This is a genomic window from Paraburkholderia caffeinilytica (assembly GCF_051027425.1).
GTDB lineage: Bacteria > Pseudomonadota > Gammaproteobacteria > Burkholderiales > Burkholderiaceae > Paraburkholderia > Paraburkholderia caffeinilytica_A.
Genome location: NZ_CP186553.1, coordinates 128,937 through 149,146 on the forward strand (window position 1 = coordinate 128,937; position 20,210 = coordinate 149,146).

At 59.3% G+C, this 20,210-nt stretch carries 17 protein-coding genes; 6 read left to right on the plus strand and 11 right to left on the minus strand.

Annotated features, from left to right (window positions below):
* Window positions 1-7: 7 nt before the first annotated feature.
* Window positions 8-2,557, plus strand: a complete 2,550-nt coding sequence (locus ACOSV0_RS21085) for an ATP-binding response regulator (protein ID WP_434113248.1) — start codon at window positions 8-10, stop codon at window positions 2,555-2,557.
* A gap of 35 nt (window positions 2,558-2,592) precedes the next feature.
* Here ACOSV0_RS21085 and ACOSV0_RS21090 read toward each other — a convergent pair whose 3' ends face one another.
* The 4 genes from ACOSV0_RS21090 to ACOSV0_RS21105 form a co-directional block, all read right to left on the minus strand.
* The gene (locus tag ACOSV0_RS21090; RefSeq protein WP_434116042.1) at window positions 2,593-3,705 is read right to left on the minus strand and encodes an ATP-binding protein; all 1,113 of its coding nucleotides are present in this window, start codon (window positions 3,703-3,705) and stop codon (window positions 2,593-2,595) included.
* A gap of 1,353 nt (window positions 3,706-5,058) precedes the next feature.
* Window positions 5,059-5,484: a DUF6691 family protein gene (locus ACOSV0_RS21095; RefSeq protein ID WP_434113250.1), complete on the minus strand. Its 426-nt coding sequence runs from the start codon at window positions 5,482-5,484 to the stop codon at window positions 5,059-5,061.
* Window position 5,485: 1 nt separating this feature from the next.
* Complete coding sequence (locus ACOSV0_RS21100) at window positions 5,486-5,920, minus strand: YeeE/YedE family protein (protein ID WP_434113252.1); 435 nt, start codon at window positions 5,918-5,920, stop codon at window positions 5,486-5,488.
* Window positions 5,917-6,252 carry an ArsR/SmtB family transcription factor gene (locus tag ACOSV0_RS21105; protein ID WP_434113254.1) on the minus strand — a complete coding sequence of 112 codons (336 nt, stop codon included), beginning with the start codon at window positions 6,250-6,252 and terminating at the stop codon, window positions 5,917-5,919. The genes ACOSV0_RS21100 and ACOSV0_RS21105 overlap by 4 nt, the downstream gene beginning before the upstream one ends.
* An 88-nt stretch (window positions 6,253-6,340) precedes the next feature.
* Here ACOSV0_RS21105 and ACOSV0_RS21110 point away from each other — a divergent pair, with 88 nt between their 5' ends.
* The 3 genes from ACOSV0_RS21110 to ACOSV0_RS21120 all read left to right on the plus strand — a co-directional run bounded on the left by ACOSV0_RS21110 (window position 6,341) and on the right by ACOSV0_RS21120 (window position 9,534).
* On the plus strand, window positions 6,341-7,201 hold the full coding sequence (locus ACOSV0_RS21110) for an MBL fold metallo-hydrolase (protein WP_434113256.1): 861 nt from the start codon (window positions 6,341-6,343) through the stop codon (window positions 7,199-7,201).
* Between the two features lie 320 nt (window positions 7,202-7,521).
* Window positions 7,522-7,671: a hypothetical protein gene (locus tag ACOSV0_RS21115; RefSeq protein ID WP_434113258.1), complete on the plus strand. Its 150-nt coding sequence runs from the start codon at window positions 7,522-7,524 to the stop codon at window positions 7,669-7,671.
* Window positions 7,672-8,448: 777 nt separating this feature from the next.
* On the plus strand, window positions 8,449-9,534 hold the full coding sequence (locus ACOSV0_RS21120; RefSeq protein ID WP_434113260.1) for a porin: 1,086 nt from the start codon (window positions 8,449-8,451) through the stop codon (window positions 9,532-9,534).
* 228 nt (window positions 9,535-9,762) lie between these two features.
* Here ACOSV0_RS21120 and ACOSV0_RS21125 read toward each other — a convergent pair whose 3' ends face one another.
* The 3 genes from ACOSV0_RS21125 to ACOSV0_RS21135 all read right to left on the minus strand — a co-directional run bounded on the left by ACOSV0_RS21125 (window position 9,763) and on the right by ACOSV0_RS21135 (window position 12,626).
* On the minus strand, window positions 9,763-10,656 hold the full coding sequence (locus tag ACOSV0_RS21125) for a pirin family protein (RefSeq protein WP_434113262.1): 894 nt from the start codon (window positions 10,654-10,656) through the stop codon (window positions 9,763-9,765).
* Window positions 10,657-10,802: 146 nt separating this feature from the next.
* On the minus strand, window positions 10,803-11,921 hold the full coding sequence (locus ACOSV0_RS21130) for a porin (RefSeq protein WP_434113263.1): 1,119 nt from the start codon (window positions 11,919-11,921) through the stop codon (window positions 10,803-10,805).
* A 66-nt stretch (window positions 11,922-11,987) separates the two neighbouring features.
* Window positions 11,988-12,626 (minus strand): isochorismatase family protein, encoded by a 639-nt coding sequence (locus ACOSV0_RS21135; protein ID WP_434113265.1) that lies wholly within the window; start codon window positions 12,624-12,626, stop codon window positions 11,988-11,990.
* A gap of 213 nt (window positions 12,627-12,839) precedes the next feature.
* Between ACOSV0_RS21135 and ACOSV0_RS21140 the strand changes: the two genes are divergently transcribed.
* Window positions 12,840-13,736 carry a LysR substrate-binding domain-containing protein gene (locus tag ACOSV0_RS21140; protein WP_434113267.1) on the plus strand — a complete coding sequence of 299 codons (897 nt, stop codon included), beginning with the start codon at window positions 12,840-12,842 and terminating at the stop codon, window positions 13,734-13,736.
* A 299-nt stretch (window positions 13,737-14,035) separates the two neighbouring features.
* Window positions 14,036-15,613 carry a PQQ-binding-like beta-propeller repeat protein gene (locus ACOSV0_RS21145; RefSeq protein WP_434113269.1) on the plus strand — a complete coding sequence of 526 codons (1,578 nt, stop codon included), beginning with the start codon at window positions 14,036-14,038 and terminating at the stop codon, window positions 15,611-15,613.
* Window positions 15,614-15,716: 103 nt separating this feature from the next.
* Here ACOSV0_RS21145 and ACOSV0_RS21150 read toward each other — a convergent pair whose 3' ends face one another.
* The 4 genes from ACOSV0_RS21150 to ACOSV0_RS21165 form a co-directional block, all read right to left on the minus strand.
* Window positions 15,717-16,124, minus strand: a complete 408-nt coding sequence (locus tag ACOSV0_RS21150) for an OsmC family protein (protein ID WP_434113271.1) — start codon at window positions 16,122-16,124, stop codon at window positions 15,717-15,719.
* A gap of 477 nt (window positions 16,125-16,601) precedes the next feature.
* Complete coding sequence (xylB, locus tag ACOSV0_RS21155; protein ID WP_434113273.1) at window positions 16,602-18,062, minus strand: xylulokinase; 1,461 nt, start codon at window positions 18,060-18,062, stop codon at window positions 16,602-16,604.
* Window positions 18,063-18,111: 49 nt separating this feature from the next.
* Complete coding sequence (locus tag ACOSV0_RS21160) at window positions 18,112-18,990, minus strand: AraC family transcriptional regulator (protein ID WP_434113275.1); 879 nt, start codon at window positions 18,988-18,990, stop codon at window positions 18,112-18,114.
* Window positions 18,991-19,034: 44 nt separating this feature from the next.
* Entirely contained in the window at window positions 19,035-20,210 is a 1,176-nt protein-coding gene (locus tag ACOSV0_RS21165) for an ABC transporter ATP-binding protein (RefSeq protein WP_434113277.1), read from the minus strand.

Here is a 20,210-nt window from a genome sequence, read left to right on the forward strand (position 1 = left end):
AGGCCAGATGGTGATGCCGCGCGAGAGCATGCGGGATTTGCTGGAACGAAGCAGGCTTGCAATTCGATGGGGGGGCATACTGGGCCTCCTGTGCCACCCCATTTACTACGTCGTCTGGACCTATGTCCTGCCGCAGCCGTACGACAACCTTTTCCTCCGGTTGAGTGCTGCGGTTATCTGTATTCCCTTGATTTTTCAGGCACGCTGGCCCAAGCGATTTAACAATTACCTGCTGATCTACTGGCATTGCTGCCTGATCTACGTATTGCCATTTGTTTGTACATTCCTCGCGATCAGGAATTCATTCTCCACTATGTGGATGATGACCGAGGTCATGATGCTTTTCATCATGGCGCTGTGCATCGATAACCCGCTTTTACTGATGGCCTGCATAGGGATCGGTATTTTTTCCGGCACGCTGGCCGCGGTGGTTACCTCACCGGCTCCGATCGTTCTAAGCGCGGCCAACCAGTCGGATCTCGCCGTGTTGCCCGTCGTCGTCCTGTGCAGCATGGCCTTTAGCTATGCGATCAGCAAAGGGCGCATCTTTGTCGAACGAAACCGGGCTTTGCAGGCCCTCGCGGGCTCGATCGCCCATGAAATGCGTAATCCCCTCAGCCAGCTGAAACACGTTCTTGATCGCGTGGAAGAAGCGCTGCCTGGAACGGCGGAATCCGACCGGTCGCCGGCGTTGGCCCACGACAATGCAGCGCTGCTTTATCGTCATGTCGCCCACGGCCAATTATCGATTGAGCGAGGCCTGCGCATCATCGCGATGACGCTGGACGAGGTCGGCGCGAAACCTATTCGCTCAGATTACCTCGCCTACCTGAGTGCGGCGAATACCACACGTAAAGCGCTGGACGAATACGGCTTCGGCGATGAAAGAGAGCGTAGCAAGGTCAGACTCGTGGTGCTGGAAGATTTCACTTTCAAAGTCGACGAGACCGTCTATCTTTTCACCCTGTTCAATCTGATCAAGAACGCGCTCCACCACATTGCCACGCATCCTTCGGCAACGCTCACACTCACGATCGACCGGCAGTCGGTTATCGTTCACGACACGGGCCCAGGGATTTCGCCGGACATCCTGCCGCATCTGTTTGAGCCCTTCCGTACAGCGGGAAATTCGGCGGGCACAGGGTTAGGACTGGCCTATTGCCAGCGCGCGATGCGCGCTTTCGGCGGCACCGTCAGTTGCCGGTCGGAAGTCGGGAAATTCACCCAATTCACACTGCAATTTCCGGCCGTTCAGGAAAGCGAAGTCGTGGACCATGAGCACAGGATCTTTGAACGCGCCACGCCATTTCTCAACGGGAAGCGCATTCTCATTGTCGACGACGATGCCGGCCAACGGGCGAGAATCCGTCGCGCGCTCTCGAAGGTGGGTGCGGACGTAAACGAGGCGGCAAACGGCGAGACGGCGCTGCGCATGCTTCGACAGGCAGTACCGTGGGATCTTGTGCTGATGGACATCAACATGCCGGTTCTGGATGGCTACACGACCAGCGAAAGAATCCGCGCCGGTCATCAGGATCCCAACTGGAATGTTCTGATCGTCGCCTATACGGTAGAGCCCAGCAATGTGGCGCGCGTTCTCGCGCGGCGAGCCGGCATGGACGAACTCATCAGCAAATCCTGCAGCGTCGTGGAATTGATCAGCACCCTGCAGACACTCTTCGAAAACGGTAGCCGGCATCATCTGACCGAGCGATTCGACGGGTTCGCTGGCAAAACTATCCTGGTGGCGGACGACGACACCTACAGCAGGCTGGTTGCCAAAGGCTATCTGGAGCGATGCGGCGCAAGCGTCGTCGAGGCCGAACATGGGCAGGCTGTGCTGGCCGGACTGGAGGAGAACGACGCCATTGATGCCATCGTGATGGATCTGAATATGCCAGGTATGGGCGGAGTGGAAGTGACGGCGTTGATTCGCAATCGTGCCGACTCGTATGCCAAAGTCCCCATCATTGCCTTGACCAGCCAATCCGATATGGACGCCGTGCAGGCATGCCTTGCTGCGGGAATGAACGAGGTCATGATCAAACCGGTGCAGGTCAGTTCCCTGTATGCCTCGCTTGCAAGACAATTTGCCCAGCAACGTGCATTGGCTGCTTCAGCGAAGGCGGATTTATCGCAAACCTCGGCTGGCTCGACCGGAAAGCTCGCGACCGTCCCTGAAGCGAGCTTGCTCGACGAGAAACATCTCGAAGAGCTGGTGACGCTTGATTTGCTGGATCAGTCGTTTCTTAACGGCATCGAACAGATTCGCTTGCTCGTGGCGCGACTCCCAGCCAGTGTGACGGCTCGCGACCTCGAATCGACACACGATGCATTGCACCGCCTTCTTGGCATCAGCGGCAATATCGGGGCAAAGGCGCTGTACCAGTTCACGAGGCAGATTTATCCGCGTGTGGTTGGAGGCGAATGGCCTTTAGAGCCGGACTGGCTTGAATGGATTTGCATGTTGGGCGAGCGCTCAGCCGACGCGCTGCAAACGTATTTCGCTTCGGCGAACGCACGTCGCGATCATCGGGACGTGCTGAGCGGTGGGTAGCCGTCGGGTGGATCTTCAGCATCTGCGATGCGCGTTCAGCTTCTGAAGCGGGGAAAACTCATCGTTACTGTGGTACCCGCACCCAAGGTGGATTCGATTCCGAGGCGTCCACCTAAAGATTGCATGATGCGGTTGCAGAAGATCATGCCCATGCCGTGGCCGCCCGACCCTGCGTAGGTCGTGACGGGGTCCTGCAACAGACGCGCCTTGACCTCTGGTGCAATCCCTGGGCCGTTGTCGCGAATGCGGATCTCAGGTTCGGGGGTATCCACGACCTCGAAGCGCAACGAAGGCGCGGTTGTACCGTCGAGCGCACGCAACGCGTTGGACAATAGCGAAGAGAGTACGAGTGCGACGCAATTTGGCATTGAGTGCACGACGAAATCCCCTTGCACGTCGACCTGTATCCAGTCGCCCTGCGAGGCGGTAAACGGATAGGTATCGAGCAACGTAGTGATCAATTGTGCCGCCTTGACCTTACGCGTTCCAGCGCCCGATGCGAACGGCTGGCCTCCGTTCCTGTGTACGGCCGCCCAGAAAGATGAGATCAGCGTCAGACAGTATTGCGCGTTGTTCTGCATCGACATTGCCGCCTGGCCGATCGCCCTTTGACGCTCCGGATCGTATTGCTCAGCAACGTCGGTTTCGACTGCACGTGCAAAAAGCGAGATCGTTGCCAAGGGCGTATTCAGTTCATGGGCGAGGAAAGCAAGCGTCTCATCCATGGCCAATAGGCGCTGTTGACGCGTTTCCCGCTCGGTATAGCGTGCGGTTGCCTCCCGCAAGACCTCGCGCACCGTTTCGACCCGAAGCGGCTTTTCGAGGATGCGGAATACGTCACCGGTATTGACCGTTTGCAACAGCATGTCTTTGTCGGCATAGGCGGTCACCAGTATCCGCACGATCTGCGGATACTCCCGCGCGACCTGACGCAGCAGATCATCCCCACGGCGCCCCGGCATGCGGAAATCAGTCACCAGTACGGCAATCTCCGCTGCGTGCTCATGCAGCACGGTTACTGCCTCGTCTACGCTTTGGGCGATACGCACACAGTAGTCTTCACGGATTGCGCGTGCGAAGTGGTTGCGCGACATCTCGTCGTCGTCGACGAAGAGGATGGAAAGAGGCGCTTGTATGGTGTCACTCATCGAATTGCTGGCAGATCGAATCTGCACATAGCCCATTTCCTGGGTGATAAAAGTCGGAACAGATACACGTCGGCTGACGCCGCAGTGGCTGGTGACTATCGTAAGCGATTTTCAGAAGAGAGCATGATATGCGAGGCATACCGGAGGATCGAACAGGCACAACTGGCAAATGGCACTGACCTATCTGGTCCGTTGCAGTGGAATTTTCCGCTTCAAACTACCCATAGGCAGTATTTGAAAGGATGGGGCAACAGTCACCGATTGGTGGCACCTGAGATTCCACGTCGCCGAGACTGATCTATCGCGAGCCGTTTTATCCATTCGGCATAGGGCGCGTGCGCGGCCAGAAGCGGCTGGCTGCATTAACGATGGAGTTAGATAAGCTCGTGTAAAAAGCACGTTCGCTTTCCTACAGAAGACGCTCGATCCGTGCGGTGTAGTATTCCGGCCACGTTGGTTTCACAACCCTGGGGGCTTTGCCGTGAACCTGAGACAAATTAAATGCAGCGCTGTCTTGTTTGCATTAGCAGCATTGGTATCCGCGCAATGCACGGCAGCGCCCACGCAGTTCCAATCGCACGTTGAAGGTCAACAAAATAGATCCTTTGATCGGCCCACGAATAATCCTTCTCCTCAGCACATTCTTGTCATCCGTGGTCAAAAGGCTTCTGACCTGGAATTATGGCTTGGCGTCGCCTATGGGACTACAAATCGGGAGTGCCAGTCCCAAACAATTTGGGGGCGCATTGCGGGCGCGCCGGACATTGCGGAGACTACTGATGATTATGTTCGGGTGCCGAAGGGGGATCGTGAATTTTCAGTCAGATTCTATCTTGACCGATACAAACCGGGCAGGTGCAATTGGCAGCCCTTTGGCACTTACCTCGCCATATTCATTCCAGGCGAAAACGCGGGTAAGGTTGGGATAAGCGGCCTAACCTTCATTCGTGCAGATGGCCTAAGCGAAGTGTCCATTGACAACCTTTGCCGTCGACAGTCGTATGAAACGGAAAGCATCCTATCATGCCAGGAACAGGGGCCAGCGCCACACGAGACCAAGTCGATATCGACTGAAGGCGGTGTCATTAACGTGAATTTCGAACTCGCACCCTAAGTTGAGACTGAGAAATGAAGCATTGGTCGCTGTAGCGAAGTGGCGTCAGTTTGGAGCGAATTGCAAGGTCCGCTTCGGGTCGACCTGAGCGAGTCGTCGTCAGGCTCAGTGCGGCCAGTTTCAGCCACTCAGACAAGTTTCTTGGCCGTCCGGGTTTGGGCGAATATGAGACGACCGCCGTAACGTTCTGCGTTCAACTCATCGGGCGGCCGCACACACGAACGTGTGCGAGGTTACGGTCAGTTGGTTTGGGTAACGCGTTGTTCGACCAACGCGAAAATCTTCATGCCGACGAGCATGGCGATGACGAACAGCATCGCTTTAAACTCACCGCTTCCGGCGCTCACGAGAGCCGGTCCCGGGCAGAATCCTGCCAGGCCCCAGCCGGCACCGAACATGGCGCTACCAGCAAGCAGGCGGCGGTCAATGTGCGTCGCGGTCGGCAGCGACATGGGTGCGTTGAACAGGCTCCGCTTGAGCCTGCGTGCTATCGCGAAGCCGACACTGCCAACTGCGATCGCGCCGGCCATGACGAAGACCAGTGACGGGTCCCAGTTACCCGCGATATCGAGAAAACCCAGCACCTTCGCAGGGTTGGCCATGCCGGAAACGATCAGTCCCGTGGCGAATATCAGACCGGCCAGCAGCGCGTTGAGAATCAGCATGTCAAAGCCCCAGCAGATGGCGGGTAACGAAAACGGTCAAAAAGCCTATTGCCATGAACGTCGCGGTGGCCGCAAGCGAGCGGACCGAACCGCGTGAAAGGCCGCATACGCCGTGACCACTGGTGCAACCGGACGCATAGCGGGTGCCGATGCCAACGAGCAGACCGGCCACAACGAGCACAGGCGGCGATGACGTAATCGCGACGACCGGCAGTGCCGTGAAAAGCTTGAATATCCAGGGCGCGGCAAAGAGCCCAAGCACGAATGCTGCGCGCCAGGCATGATCGCTGGATGTTGTGTCGAGCAGGCCGCCAAGAATCCCGCTGATGCCGGCGATACGGCCGTTCCCGAGCACAAGCAGCATTGCCGCGAGACCGATCAGCACGCCGCCGGCGAGTGCGGGAAGCGGCGTGAAGTGAGCAAGGTCGATGCTCATTTCCGGCGTCCTTTGACTTTGCCGCAATAGAGGTTCGACAACGTCTCCATGATGCTTAAGACTTCGGCGCTCGCGAGACTGTAGTACATGTACTTTCCCTCTCGCCGCGTACTGACAAGGCCTTCTTCGCGCAGCACGCCAAGATGTTGCGAAAGGCTCGGTTGATGAAGGCCGACCGCCTCTTCCAGTTCTCCAACGTTATGTTCGCCTTCGATCAGTTGGCACAACAGCAGCAGACGGTCTTCCTGCGCCATGGCTTTGAGGAGGGCGCAGCATTTCGTCGCGGATTGCCGCAGCGAGTCGAGCGCGGCGGGAGATAACGGTGTGCCCATTGATCGGCGTCCTTTTACCTGACAATCAGGTTGACCATCATTATATTAAAATATATATTATTTTTCAATGTACTGACTGGAACACGCGATGAAGCCACTGGTAGAAGCGTTCTTTGATCGGACCACCTGCACCGTTACCTATGCCGTTCACGCTGGCGATGGCTCTGCGTGTGCCGTGATCGATTCGGTGCTCGACTACGACCCGAAGGCCGGCCGTATCTCGACTCAATCGGCCGACAAGGTCGTGGAATTTGTGCGGGCACATGGGTTACGTGTCGAATGGCTGCTGGAAACGCATGCCCACGCGGACCATCTGTCGGCAGCGCAATATCTGAAGACGCGACTGGGAGGAAGGATTGCCATCGGCGAGAGCATTCGCGCAGTGCAGGGTGTATTCAAGCGCGTCTTCAACCTGGGTGCGCACGTGCCGGACGATGGTCAGCAGTTCGATCATCTGTTCACCGCTGGCGAGACGTTCCAGATCGGCGAGCTGAGTGCGCATGCTATACATGCGCCAGGGCATACGCCGGCTGACGTGGCGTATCAGATCGGAGACGCGGTTTTTGTCGGCGACACGATGTTCATGCCGGACGTAGGTAGCGCAAGGTGTGATTTTCCGGGTGGTGATGCGCATATGCTTTATCGCTCAGCACGTAAGCTGCTGTCGTTGCCTGACGAGACCCGGCTTTATATGTGTCACGATTACCCGCCACAGTCGCGTCAACCACAATGGCAAACCACAGTGGCTGAACAGCGCAAAGGCAATATTCATCTGCATGATGGCAACTCGGAAGATACGTTCGTCGCGATGCGCACTGCACGCGACCGGACGCTTGACATGCCTACGCTCATTCTTCCGGCTGTCCAGGTCAACATTCGTGCAGGCTCATTGCCTGAACCGGAAGACAACGGCACGCGTTATCTGAAAATCCCCCTTGGTGCCTTGTAGAGCGCGCATTTGCGCAAAACAGCGCAATCTACTGACTGTTCAAGGGAACATTGCTGAGCGGCTCTTACATGGAGCCTGAAGGGCCCGCATCGGACCCATTGGGGACGTTCACGACCCCTCCAGGAAAGGGTAGATTAGGGTCGCACTGAGACAAATAACCACCGCCGACGAGGCTGGCCACCGACCTGCGCCGAACTTCCGTAGCCGACCTACTTGAGACGCTCGACTTTCTACAAAGCGGTCGCTCGCGAGCGCTGGACCATTGCACCTGACTTGGCGACAATGCGACTGCTACCAGGGCTAACTATGGAGCTCGATTCATGAGTCGTCCAACTAAGAAAATGATCGGAGCAGCATTGGCGATCTGCGTGATATGCATTGTCATTGGCGTTTACTACTTCAGGTGGCAAGGCATCGACACCTCAATTGCCGATACCCCTGACTACCCATCTGCAGGCGGTATCCGCTGAAGTCAATCGTTGCTAAATTGCGAGGCAATAGCTGCGATGCATCTATGACTTGGGGACTTTGATGGGGGCGTTCGAATATCTGCTCCAGCCCGTCTGGCTTCTCAGGTGTCCAATGGCGGGGAATTCGTGACGGACACCGTAGCCGCGCAGATCGCTAGTTAGCATGGAATCGACTATGCCGAACGACCGCTCTGGGGGAAACCGAAGGTCCCTTATGGGTCGCGTGCCGCCGATCACAGCTGACGCCATCCGTACATCCCGAGGCGCTCTAGGCAAGTTCCCATCACACAAAATAGCTGGGGCCGCGAACCGCGAATCCGTTTTGCACGCATAGACCGTCCGCGAACCTGCGCACGGTTCGCCCGGTCGTTACTGGTTTACCCAGCCCGGTTGCAAGTAAAAAAATGCCACCCAATCTAAGTTTTATACATGGACCCATTGCCTCCCGCGCGATTAATCTTGCGCAATGATGTTCGATACGTTTTTCCGCGAAATCGACATCGGCCACGCAAAAAATACAATCAGTCAAAGGAGATAACCTTGAGCACCGGAACTACTTAAGGCCGCTAGTTTGCCCCGCCATTACCGGCTTCCGATCTGAAAAACAACAATCCAACGGACGCCCCGAAACCGCCCCACTATCACCAGGACCGCGGCGTATCTCAACGCATCGGTACGATCGATATTCTCCAAATTTTGCATTTATATTAGTTATACAAACTAAATAAATCTATAAAAGCATCGGCATTCCGATGCGGATAAAAGTGGAGTTCTCGCATGAAAAGGTTGATCACTCTCGCATCCGGCGCAGTCTTGTCCTGCGCGTCCGCTTCTACCGCGTTCGCGCAGTCAACGGTCACACTCTATGGCGTGATAGACAACGGTTTTGTCTATCAAAGTTCGAGCGGCAACAATTCGGCGGTCCGTGCGGTACCCGGCGGGCTCTTCGCGACACGTTACGGTTTTAAGGGCAGCGAGGATATCGGCGGCGGCCTGCACGTCAATTTCCAGTTGGAGCAAGCCTTCTCCGGTCAGACAGGTGCGGCAACAAACTCGGCCGAAGCCTTTAATCGTCTGGCGTACGTCGGCCTGTCCGGCGGATTCGGCGAGGTCCGCTTCGGCTTGCAGAATTCGCCGCAATACGACGTCCTGCAGGCGGCAATGGATCCGTCCTGGGTTAAAAGCATCGCGTCGCCCATGAATAATTTCAACGGCCTGATCATCCGCGCGAACAATGGTATTTCCTACTACACGCCCACGTTTGATGGGCTGAATGCCAAATTCATGGTGGCATTGCGCGATTCGACGACCGGGTCGGGCAACGGTATAGGGTTCTACAACGTTGTCGTCCAGTACATCAACGGGCCATTGAATGTGGCGGCCGGCTATGAGCGGGGAGACGAGCCTGGCGTTGGAGCGGGTGGCAGCTATACATTGGCGGGCGGTGCCGCCGCTGGTCCTGGCGCGGTCTTTAGCGTGTTCAACGCGGGGGCGTCGTATGCGATCGGTGCGAACCGCATCTGGCTGGCCTATCACACGGAGAACCTGACCAATACGCCGAAATACAAGCAGCACGATGTCTACCAGATATCGGATTCGTATCAGCTCTCGCCGTTTGCTTTGCTTTCGCTGATGTACGGTTACCTGTACGACCGCACGGGTGCGGGCAACAATGCGCAGCAATTGGGCCTGCTTTTCGAGTACTCGCTGTCTAAATCGACCGAGCTCTATACAGCGGCCGGCTTTATCCAGAACAGGAATCAGGCGCCATACACGCTCTCCGGCACCGCCTATTCGGGCCTTGCTGTCACTCCCGGTACCGACACGCGCGGCATCGGGGTCGGCCTGGTACACAAGTTCTGAGGCCGCGGTAGAAGCCCAACCCGGCTTTGCCCAGGAGCGGCCGCTCGACAGAGCGTTCGCATGGTCATTCAGGTGGCCGCTCCACTCGAACAGGAGCCCGTCATGGTCGAAATTGGATCGATCAGCGACGCCGTTGACGGCTCATGTTCTTGCGCGGCGCGCCACCTTCGGATTTTCCACCAGCTAAGCACGCTCAATGCCCGGGATGGGCCAATACTTTGGCAACGCCTAGTGCGTTATGGTCCGCTGGTTCGTCGCAGCCATCGATCCAAAACGCCCACCGTTGAAGTCCTCTACCGCTTGGCGAATCTCTTCGGTCGTGTTCATCACAAAGGGACCATGCGCGGCAACGGGTTCGTCGATGGGCTCGCCGCTCAACACCAGCACGGTTGCATCGCTGATGGCATCGAGATGAACGTCAGTGCCTTCCTGCTCGAGCAGAACCAGTTGCGCGTCGCTGACGACCCGCTCGTCGCCATTGACCCGCACCTGGCCGCGCAGCACGACGAGCGCGAGCGTCCTGCCCGCCGGCAGCGTCAGCGTTGCGCCACGTCCTGCGTTGAGCCTCACATCCCAGACGTCCATCGGCGTGAAGGTGTGCGCCGGCCCGTCGTTGCCCGCGTAGTTGCCTGCGATCACCCGCACAAGTCCGGCGCCTTCCGGCAGCTCGACGGACGGAATCTCGCCCGCCACGATGCTCTGATAGCCAGGCGCAGCCATCTTGTCTTTCGCGGGAAGATTGACCCAAAGCTGGACCATCTCGAGCGTCCCGCCTGTCTTCGCGAACGCGCGCGAATGGAATTCCTCATGCAGGATTCCCGCGCCCGCTGTCATCCACTGCACGTCGCCGGGACCGATCTTGCCGCCGCTGCCCGTCGAATCGAGGTGCTCCAGTTCGCCTTGATACACGATGGTCACGGTTTCGAAGCCACGGTGCGGGTGCTGTCCGACACCCTGACGGCGCGCCGTCGGTGCAAAGTGCTTCGGGCCCGCGTAGTCGAGCATCAGGAACGGGCTCAGATGGGGGCCCATCGTGTGATGCGAGAACAGCGTGCGTACCGGAAAGCCGTCGCCGACCCAATGTGAGTTGGCGTTACCGTAAGTGCCGAGAATCTTCTTCATCGTCGATATTCCTGTTGAAAGGCCAGTGGCCTCGTTTGCATGAATACAGAGTAGTCACGGGACGATGGCAGCGGTAGAGGCAGAGCGCTGCCTTCTGTGTCTCATTGATAGAACGATGAAACGGTGCGAAGCGCACCGCGCCGTTGTCAGAACTTCGTCTGCAAGCCGATGCGTGCGAGCGTCTGTGAACGGTTGCTGGCGGCCGCGCCCGGTTGAAGCAGTCCATTGATCCATGCTTGCGTCGTTGCGGAGTCGCCGCTGGCACGTTGATAGACGGTCTCGACATACGCCATCGTCCGCTTCGAAAAGTGGTACTGCACCGCGGCGGTGATCTGGTGCGCCTTATTGTTATCGAGCACATCGTTTCCCTTCATGTACTGATAGTCGAGTCCTGCCGACCAGGCCGTTGAGATTGTCCAGTACGTGCCCGCCTTGTAGACGTCGATCTTTGCTCCGCTCGCCGTATTCTTCGTGTTCGTGTACAGCAGCATGCCGAGCACGTTGCCGAACCGGTAATGCGCGCCGGCTCCAACGTTGCGGATTCCGTCATGACCGTTACCCAGTTCGGGATATCTGGCCTCGGTGTAGGCGACCCCGGCGCCAAGCGGGCCGTTGTCGTAGTTCATGCCCGCGCTGATAGTCGAATTGGCGGAAAACGAACCGGCAACGCCGCCAAAACCATACAGCGCGCCAACACTGAATCCTGCAAAGGATGGACTGCGATACTTGAGCGCGTTCGCCACGCGCGTTGCGCCGGCGAGGCGGTCGAAATCGAACGAGCCGGTCGGATTGTTCGGCACGCCCAGCGCGCTGAATGGTCCCTGGCGAAAGTCATAAAGGCCGCCGAACAGGAACGCGCCGTCGAATAGACCGAGCGTCAACGTGTCGAACATGAAGTCGTACTGGTTGCCCAACGTGACGGCGCCGAGCCGCTCATCGGACAAACCCACGTAGGCCGTTCGATTGAAAATCTGGGCCGCCCCCGGGATGGTTGCGCCGCTGCCGAGATCGAACTGCGAGGTCAGATTGAATACGGCCTTCGTGCCGCCGCCGAGATCCTCGCTTCCATCGAACGTCAACGTGTTGGGTGCAAAGATCCCGCTGTCGAACAGCGTGACTGCGCGGCCATGCTGGTTGTTCACATAGGTGACCCCGCCGTCGATCATGCCTTGCAATGCAACACTGCTCTGGGCGTACACGTCGGCGTGGAAAAGTGCCGCGATCGCGCAGCCCGCCAGGCGTGTCGACGCGGCCTGTTTCTTCATGGGAATCGCTTCCTTCGTGCGGATGCGCGCGGACGGGGTGCCGCAACCGGCCGCGCGCGTGACACGTCAGTCCTTGTCGTATGAGAACTGAATGCCGGCCGTGCCGCCCGTCTGGATGAACAGGTCGATGAACGCGGGGACGGTCTCGCCGCGTGCCCAGTCGCGCTGCAGCTCGCAGAACAGCTGGGCGACACTGATCATCTTGCCGCCCGCCTGTTCGATACGGCGCAACGCGGCCTCGTGCGCAGCGACGGAGGTGCCGCCGACAGCATCGACGACCACATAGACGTCGTAGCCCGCCGCCAGCGCATCGAGCGCGGGGAAGGTCAGGCAGGCCTCCGTCCAGAGCGCCGTCATGATCAACTTCTTGCGACCGGTTGCTTCGACCGCCTTGCGGAATTCGACGTCTTCCCACGAGTTGATGCTGGTGCGATCGTAAGTCGGATAGTCGCCAAGCGCCGCGCGCAGTTGCGGGATGGGCGGCTTGTTGAGACCGGTTTTCACGTTGACCGTCGAATGGACGATTGGCAGCTTGTATGCAATTGCCGCCTTCGCGGCGCCCACGATGTTGTTGATCAGCAGCTGACGATCCATCGATGCGATGGAATTCACCTGGACCGGCTGGTAATCGATGACGATGAATGCCGCGTTCTGCGGCGTCAGAAGATGATCGTTCGCGGGGTCGCGAATCGGTTCGCTTGCCATGTTTGTCTCCGAAGCACTGCGGTAAGTGGAAGGGGATCCCGGTGATCGACGCGTGATGCATCCGATCTGCATGCAACGGCAATGCTATGCGGTCGGCGAACCGGCCTCCAGCCCCAGAAAAAAGCCGACTGTGTTCTATGAGCGGAACAATGACGATCCCGCGTGCGCTTCAATGCTCTAAGATGCCGTTATTGTTCTGCCGAAGGAACAGTCATGGACGACCTGAACGACATCTACTATTTCGTGAAAGTGGTCGACAACCACGGCTTCACGCAGGCGGGGCGGGCGCTCAACATGCCCAAGTCCAAGCTGAGCCGCCGCATCGCAGAACTCGAAGCGAGATATGGCGTTCGTCTGCTCAACCGGTCCACGCGACATTTCTCGATGACGGAGACAGGACGGGAGTTCTACGAACGCTGTGTCGCGGTGCTCGTGGAAGCCGATGCCGCCCGCGAGGTGATGGAGCGCAGGTTGTCCGAACCTCAAGGCGTGGTGCGAATGAGTTGCCCCACGACGCTACTCGCGTACCGCATCGGCAATCTGGTCGCCGACTTCATGACGCAATACCCGAAGGTGCAGATTCTTCTCGACGCAACGAATCGCCGGGTCGACGTGCTTGGCGAAGGTCTCGATCTCGCGCTGCGCGTTCGCTTCCCGCCGCTCGAAGATAGCGGCCTCGTCATGCGTGTGCTGTCCGGGAGTCCGCAGCGTCTGGTTGCAGCGCCTGGGTTCGTGGAGCGGCACGGGCAAATCGCGTATCCGGCGGATCTGGTGGGCATGCCGAGCCTCGATTGGGGGCCGCAGCGCGATCATGTGTGGGCCCTCGTCGGCCCGGACGGAACAGAAGCGCGCGTAAGTCATGCGCCGCGCTACATCACCGACGACATGACCGCGCTTCGGCAGGCGGGCATGAAAGGCGTGGGCGTCGTGCAGTTGCCGTACATGGTCGTCGAGGATGCGCTCGCAAAAGGGACGCTGGTCGACGTGATGCCGGGCTGGCGACCCAAAGGGGGGCTGGTTCATGCCGTCTTTCCGTCACGCAGGGGTCTATTGCCCGCCGTGCGTCTGTTGATCGACTATTTCGCGGAACACATACAGAAAGACGAGTGATGTTTCGTCATGGAATGACCGGCTGAGGGCCGCACGTTGATCGTTCCTTCGATAGAACACTGTGTACGGCCGGACGATCTACCGTGGCAGCCGTCCAATTTCTAGTCTTCACTCATCGCACGAGCCGAGGTGCCCGATGAAGAAGATGACTGACACGTATGGCAACCTGGTCGCGTACGCGATGCGACCGGATTCCCGCTACTGCGTCCTATACTGTTTTAACGAATTTAGTCCAGGCTTTGAAGTCACGATGTCGCTCGTGAATAGCTAATGCAGTCAAACGTCTCTCGGAGAAGGAAATGGAACAGGCGTTCAATCGAAAAGGCGCTCATCGGCCTTCGCAACTGCGCTGGCGCATTCCGGCAATCGTGGCAGCCGTTGCGCTGACGGCGGGCGTCATACCCGCGTCTTCCGCCGTGGCGCAAGGCACGGGGGCTTGGCCGATGGGCGGACAGAATCTGCACAACACGCGTAGCGCGCAGGGCGAGCACACGATTCGGCCGGACAATGTGGCGAAGCTTGCGCCGCGCTGGTCGGTCGAGACGGATGGAAACGTTTCCGCCACGCCGACGGTGGTCGATGGGGTTGTCTATGTGCCGGACTTCGGCGGCTCGCTGTGGGCCGTCGATGCCGCAAGCGGACAGGTGAAATGGCACAAGAAGGTAAGCGACTATAGCGAGATTCCCAACGACGCATCGCGCACCAGCCCCGCATACTGGAAGGGGATGCTCGTGATTGGCCAGGGCACGCAGGTTGCCAACAATCCAACTGGCGCTTACATGTTGGGCATCAAGGCCGAAGACGGTTCGCCGCTGTGGCGCACCCAGGTGGAAACGGACCCGAGCGCCATCATCACCAGCTCGCCTGTCATCGACGACGGCGTGATCTATGTGGGGGTATCGTCGCGGGCCGAGGCGCTCAAGGACAAGCCCACGTATCGCGGGAGCGTCGTGTCGCTCGACGCGACCACGGGCAAACTGCTGTGGAAAACATACATGGTGCCCGAGGGCTATACGGGCGGTTCGGTCTGGGGCAACACACCCGTCGTCGATCATCGGACGGGCCTGCTGTACGTCACGACCGGCAACAATTTTTCCGTGCCGGAGGGTGTTTGCCGATATCCGGGGCAAAGCAATTGCAAGTCGGACGTGGCGACCAATCACATCGACAGTTTCGTTGCGCTCAACCTGAAGACGGGCAAGATCGCGTGGGCCACCCGCACGCTGGCAGCCGACATGTCGACGAACTATGACCACGACGATGGCCCGGATTACGACTTCGGTTCGGGGCCTAACCTCTATACGGCGACCGTCGCCGGCCACAAGCGCACGCTGCTTGGCGCCGGCGCGAAGAGCGGCGTCTATTGGGCACTCGATCCGAAGACGGGCAAGGTCGTATGGCATACCCAGGTCGGTCCCGGCAGTCTGCTGGGTGGCATGCTGTGGGGCACGGCCGCCGACGGCAAGCGTATCTATGTGTCGATCGGCAACCTGAATCACGAGCCCATCTCCGTCAACTCGCCGCCGGGCAAGACGACGACCAAGGGCGGCGTGTGGGCAGCGGTTGATGCCGCAACGGGCAAGGTGCTCTGGCGCACTGCCGATCCGCAGGACATGATGGACACCATGGCCATGTCCGAAGCTAACGGCATCGTTTATGCTGGCTCGCTCGCAGGTAGTGGCGCGAACATGTATGCGCTCGATGCCGCCTCCGGCGAAATAAAGTGGAGCTTCGAGAGCGGCGGCGCGGTCGTGTCCGGTGCGGCGATCGTCGACGGAACGGTTTACTGGGGCTCCGGCTATCACACCAAGGTTCTCGGGCTGCCGTATGCCGGTGATAACCACAAGCTTTATGCATTCGCGTTGGCGAAGCAGTAAGCCCCCGTTGGCGGATGTCCCAGCGTCACCCGCGTGAATTGATATAAGCCCGCGAAGAAATACAGGCGCGGTATTTTCGACGAGCAGTGGCACTGCGCTTGCGTCATGCAATGCGCAGCGTCGTGTCGATGCGCGTGCCTCGCTTGATGAAGAGCGTGACCGGCGTCTTTTCGCAGATTTCGGCAAGGCGCGCGCGTTGCGCCTCTTCGAGCGGTCCTTCGACCGCCACACCGCGACGGATGTACTGGTTCCCGTCGTGATCAGCATGCAGGCTGACCTCAACGGCGATCGTGGCGGCCGGCCACGTCTTGCGCTGCATGTACATGCGCAGCGTGGCGGCTGTGCACGCGGCAAGCCCGGACAGCACGAACGCGAATGGCGCGGGGCCGCGATCCTGGCCGCCTTCGTGGGGGCCTTCGTCGCCCGTCAGCGGGTGGCGGCCAGCCTCGATGGCGACGACGTAGTCGGGCGCGTCGGCGGAAAGACGAGCAGTGGCGGAGGCGAGCGGCATGGGTAACTCCTCGGAGTGGCGCGATCTCGCGCGATAGATCGGTTGAATGGCGTGATGCTTTGGGCTTCGCCGGGCACATGCGGTGCACGGGCTCCTAGCCTGCATGTGCGGTGATGCTATTGCCATCATACTGGGCCAGTCGCTGCCCAGGGTGCATTGGCGAGGTGATCAAATCGGTCGAGGGAATGCTGCCGATTGCGAAGGCACCCGGTTTTAATGAAGGACAAAGTGCTGCCGACGGCTGGGCTTCCCTCGATGAATAGTCGACGCATGACAGCAGCACATTGTCACGCCACACCAGGCGCGATAAGGAAAGGCCGCCAGGTGGCAGGGTGGTGCATCTGAATTGCTCAAAGATCCACGCACTGAGACGATCCTCCTCCGTCTCAGTACCGCCGTGAACGGCCATCCTCGGCCGTTCATCCACAGAGTGACGCGGACGCTCCAACGTCTGCGTCAACCGCAGATAGCCATCATTCACCTGGAAAACTCGTCCCTAAGCGCTCCATATATCCTGCGATACCGCGCAAGCCGATCCCCGATCATCGCTCGCTGCCCTGCATCCGGCTCACATACCTCAATCGTTGCCGGAGCCGCGCACACCTCCGCAACGTTCTCCCCCGTCACCGCCAACCGCGCAAGCCGCGCCGCACCCAAAGCGGCACCGACATCTCCACCATCATGACGGCGCATCGCAACCCCGGTCGCCGTTGCACAAAGCTTCGCCCAGAACCGGCTACGCGACCCACCGCCAATAAAGGACGCCGTCTCCAACGTCGTCCCGGCACCTTGTAGCGCCGCGTAACCATCGGCCATCGCAAAAGCCACACCTTCCATCACGCTATACGCAAGCTCGGCTTCACCGTGAGCACCCGTTAGTCCCCAAAACACACCCTTAGCATTTGCATCATTGTGAGGTGTACGCTCGCCGCTCAGATACGGCAGAAACAGCGGCGCGTCTCGCACATCCGCTTTCTCAGCCAAACCCGCAAGCTCGGCGACGTCCTTCTTAAGCACCTCCGACAACCACGCGAGACTCGAAGCCGCCGACAGGATCACACTCATCTGATGCCACCGATCCGGCAAGCAATGGCAAAACGCATGCACCGCTTGCGCGGGATTCGGCGCAAACCTGTCTGTCCCGGCAAACAGCACACCAGACGTACCCAACGACAGAAACGCACTACCGGCCTCGGCGACACCCATACCGATCGCACTGGCCGCGTTATCACCCGCACCACCACACAAAAGCACAGGGTCAGCAATACCCCATTCGCGCCGCAATGATTCGTTCAACTGTGCCGCCGCCTCGCTACCTTCCACCAGCCGCGGCATATGCTCACGCGAAAGACCGGTCGCGGAGAGCATCCTGTCCGACCAGTCACGCTTCGCTACATCGAGCCACAGCGTGCCCGACGCATCGGACATGTCGGAGACGAACTCGCCCGTTAGCCGCCACGCGACGTAATCCTTCGGCAACAGGACCTTGTGCGCAGCGCGGAACACGGCCGGTTCGTATTTAGACAGCCAGAGCAGTTTCGGTGCGGTGAAACCCGGCATCGCCAGGTTGCCGGTAATCGAGCGCGACTCCGGAACCAGCGCTTCGAGCTCCACACATTCGGCAAACGCCCGGGTGTCGTTCCACAGGATCGCCGGGCGTAACACCTGTCCGGTGCGATCGAGCAGGGTCGCGCCGTGCATCTGTCCGGATAACCCAATCCCGCGTAGCGCCGAAAAGCCCGCGGGATTCGATGCCCGTACCTGCGCGATGGCATCCAGTGTGGCGTGCCACCACGCCTGCGGACTCTGTTCGGACCAGTGAGGATGAATTTTCTCGACTTCGAGCCGTGCACTGCCGGTGGCGATCGTGTGCGATTCGTCGTCTGTGAGTAACGCTTTTACCTCGGAGGTCCCAAGGTCGATTCCAAGGAAGGTCAAGAGTGTCGTCCTGGTTTTTGCGGCGGGCTCGTCTTGCCGAAGCAAAACGTCAAGCCGCGATCATGTGTTCGTTAAGCTGATGCAGCGCGCGAAACTTCGATGGCGGCATCGCCTTCGTTGAAAGGAATTGACGATTGAAGTTCGACAGATTGTTGAAGCCAACGCGGTAGCAGATCTCCGTCACGCTGAGCGTCGAACACATCAGCAGTTCACACGCTTCGTTGATCCGCAGCCGGTTCTGGTACTGCACAAACGTGCACCCGGTGTGTCGCCGGAAAAAGCGTGTGAATGTGCTGACGCTCATGCCGGCAAGCTCGGCGACATCCGCTTCGCGCAAGGTGCCCGGGAGGTTCTGTTGAATGTACGAGAGCACCTGGTTGATCGTGGACTGCATGTAGCGATGCGCGTTGACGTCGTATGCGGGTCCAGCCAGCAGGGTGCGCTCGGTGCATGACGACAACCTGTCGAAGATCGCCATCAACAATTCGACGCGGCGGCAACCGTGTGAAACCGCAAGCTCCAGCATCATGGGCGCAATGGCCAGACCCACCGCATCCGGAAACTGGATGCCGCGTGCCGCATCGTCGACGAGGCCGACGATCGGGTGCAATTCGGTGAACGCGGCCGCCATGCGTTCAACCGCGTCACGCGAAAACTGGAGAACCACGTCGCGTGACGGCACGGTGTCGCGCTCGCCGACTTCGCTGATCCAGTTGTGCGGCAAATTCGGTCCGGTGATCACCAGGTTGCCCGGCGCGAAATCGCCGATGAAATCGCCGACAAAAAACTTGCCGGTCGACGCCCGGATGACGTGAATCTCATACTCCGGATGAAAGTGCCATTTCGCCACCGTATGCGGATAGTCATGCACCCAGGCACGGAACGACTCGTCCCGTCGCGTGTGCACCAACTCCAGATCTGGATTCATACCGCTTCTCCTTCCCGGCTGTCTCGACGCCGCGTCTTCTTGTGTTAATGCAAAGCCGCTCCCTGCACGCTCGCGCCTTGATGTGGCGGGCCGGCGAGTGTTGTTCTGCTGCCCTGGGAAACGGGCAATGAAACGTTTTGCTCCGTCTGGGCGTCAAAAACGTGCAGATCAGCGGTTTTGAACTGAAACGTTACCACGCTATCCAGTTCGGGCAGGTCATCCGCCGGCACCAGGGCGGCCAGGCGTTCGCCGGCGAATTCGAACGTGACCAGCGCCTCCGCACCCAGCAGTTCGATCAGCTCCACTTTGCCGCGAAGTTTTAGCGAGCCAGCCTCGTCGTCCGCAGACGCCACCTTCAGATAGTTCGGCCGGATCGCCAGCTTCACCGCCTGACCGGCCTGCAGTCCTGCGAAACGTGGCCCGGCGAGCGCCCAGCGCTGGTTCTGCACCTGCACGAAGCAGGCTTCACCCGTTCGCTCGACCGTCCCGGACAGGAAATTCATGGCGGGCGTGCCGATGAACCCCGCGGCGAACAGCGTATGCGGGAAATGGTAGAGATCGGATGGCGTGCCGGCCTGCTCGATCCGCCCACCTCGCATCAGGATCACGCGGTCGGCGAGCGTCATGGCCTCGAGCTGGTCGTGGGTCACATATACCGTCGTGGTCTTCAGGCGCAGATGTAGCCGCTTGATATCGCCTCGTAACTGGGCTCGCAGTTTTGCGTCGAGGTTGGACAGCGGCTCATCGAAGAGGAATACCTCGGGTGTCTTGATCATCGCCCGGGCGATCGCAGCGCGCTGCTGCTGGCCGCCGGACATGGCGCGCGGTTTGCGATCGAGCAGCGCGTCGAGGTTCAGCATCGCAGCGACTTCGCGCACGCGACGATCGATCTCCGCAGCCGGTACCTTCAATCGACGCAAACCAAACGCGACGTTGTCATACACCGTCATGTGCGGATACAGGGCGTAGTTCTGGAACACCATCGCGACGTTACGCTCGCGTGCCGGCAAGTCGTTCACGATGGTGTCGCCGATTGCCAGGTCGCCGCCGGTAATACCTTCGAGACCCGCAATCATGCGAAGCATCGTGGACTTGCCACATCCGGATGGGCCGAGCAGCACCACGAACTCGCCGTTGGTAATTTCCATATCGAGTGGGTGCAGCACCGGCGGCCCGCCGTCGTAACGTTTCGTGAGACCTCTGCAGACGATTTTGGCCAT

Bases quoted from the DNA above. Each gene is read 5' to 3' on its own strand.
- ACOSV0_RS21090 (WP_434116042.1), bottom strand. From the start codon at position 3,705: ATGAGTGACACCATACAAGCGCCTCTTTCCATCCTCTTCGTCGACGAC.
- ACOSV0_RS21145 (WP_434113269.1), top strand. From the start codon at position 14,036: ATGGAACAGGCGTTCAATCGAAAAGGCGCTCATCGGCCTTCGCAACTG.
- ACOSV0_RS21110 (WP_434113256.1), top strand. From the start codon at position 6,341: ATGAAGCCACTGGTAGAAGCGTTCTTTGATCGGACCACCTGCACCGTT.
- ACOSV0_RS21085 (WP_434113248.1), top strand. From the start codon at position 8: ATGGTGATGCCGCGCGAGAGCATGCGGGATTTGCTGGAACGAAGCAGG.
- ACOSV0_RS21105 (WP_434113254.1), bottom strand. From the start codon at position 6,252: ATGGGCACACCGTTATCTCCCGCCGCGCTCGACTCGCTGCGGCAATCC.
- ACOSV0_RS21140 (WP_434113267.1), top strand. From the start codon at position 12,840: ATGGACGACCTGAACGACATCTACTATTTCGTGAAAGTGGTCGACAAC.
- ACOSV0_RS21160 (WP_434113275.1), bottom strand. From the start codon at position 18,990: ATGAATCCAGATCTGGAGTTGGTGCACACGCGACGGGACGAGTCGTTC.
- ACOSV0_RS21125 (WP_434113262.1), bottom strand. From the start codon at position 10,656: ATGAAGAAGATTCTCGGCACTTACGGTAACGCCAACTCACATTGGGTC.
- ACOSV0_RS21150 (WP_434113271.1), bottom strand. From the start codon at position 16,124: ATGCCGCTCGCCTCCGCCACTGCTCGTCTTTCCGCCGACGCGCCCGAC.
- ACOSV0_RS21095 (WP_434113250.1), bottom strand. From the start codon at position 5,484: ATGCTGATTCTCAACGCGCTGCTGGCCGGTCTGATATTCGCCACGGGA.
- ACOSV0_RS21130 (WP_434113263.1), bottom strand. From the start codon at position 11,921: ATGAAGAAACAGGCCGCGTCGACACGCCTGGCGGGCTGCGCGATCGCG.
- ACOSV0_RS21165 (WP_434113277.1), bottom strand. From the start codon at position 20,210: ATGGCCAAAATCGTCTGCAGAGGTCTCACGAAACGTTACGACGGCGGG.
- ACOSV0_RS21120 (WP_434113260.1), top strand. From the start codon at position 8,449: ATGAAAAGGTTGATCACTCTCGCATCCGGCGCAGTCTTGTCCTGCGCG.
- ACOSV0_RS21115 (WP_434113258.1), top strand. From the start codon at position 7,522: ATGAGTCGTCCAACTAAGAAAATGATCGGAGCAGCATTGGCGATCTGC.
- ACOSV0_RS21100 (WP_434113252.1), bottom strand. From the start codon at position 5,920: ATGAGCATCGACCTTGCTCACTTCACGCCGCTTCCCGCACTCGCCGGC.
- ACOSV0_RS21135 (WP_434113265.1), bottom strand. From the start codon at position 12,626: ATGGCAAGCGAACCGATTCGCGACCCCGCGAACGATCATCTTCTGACG.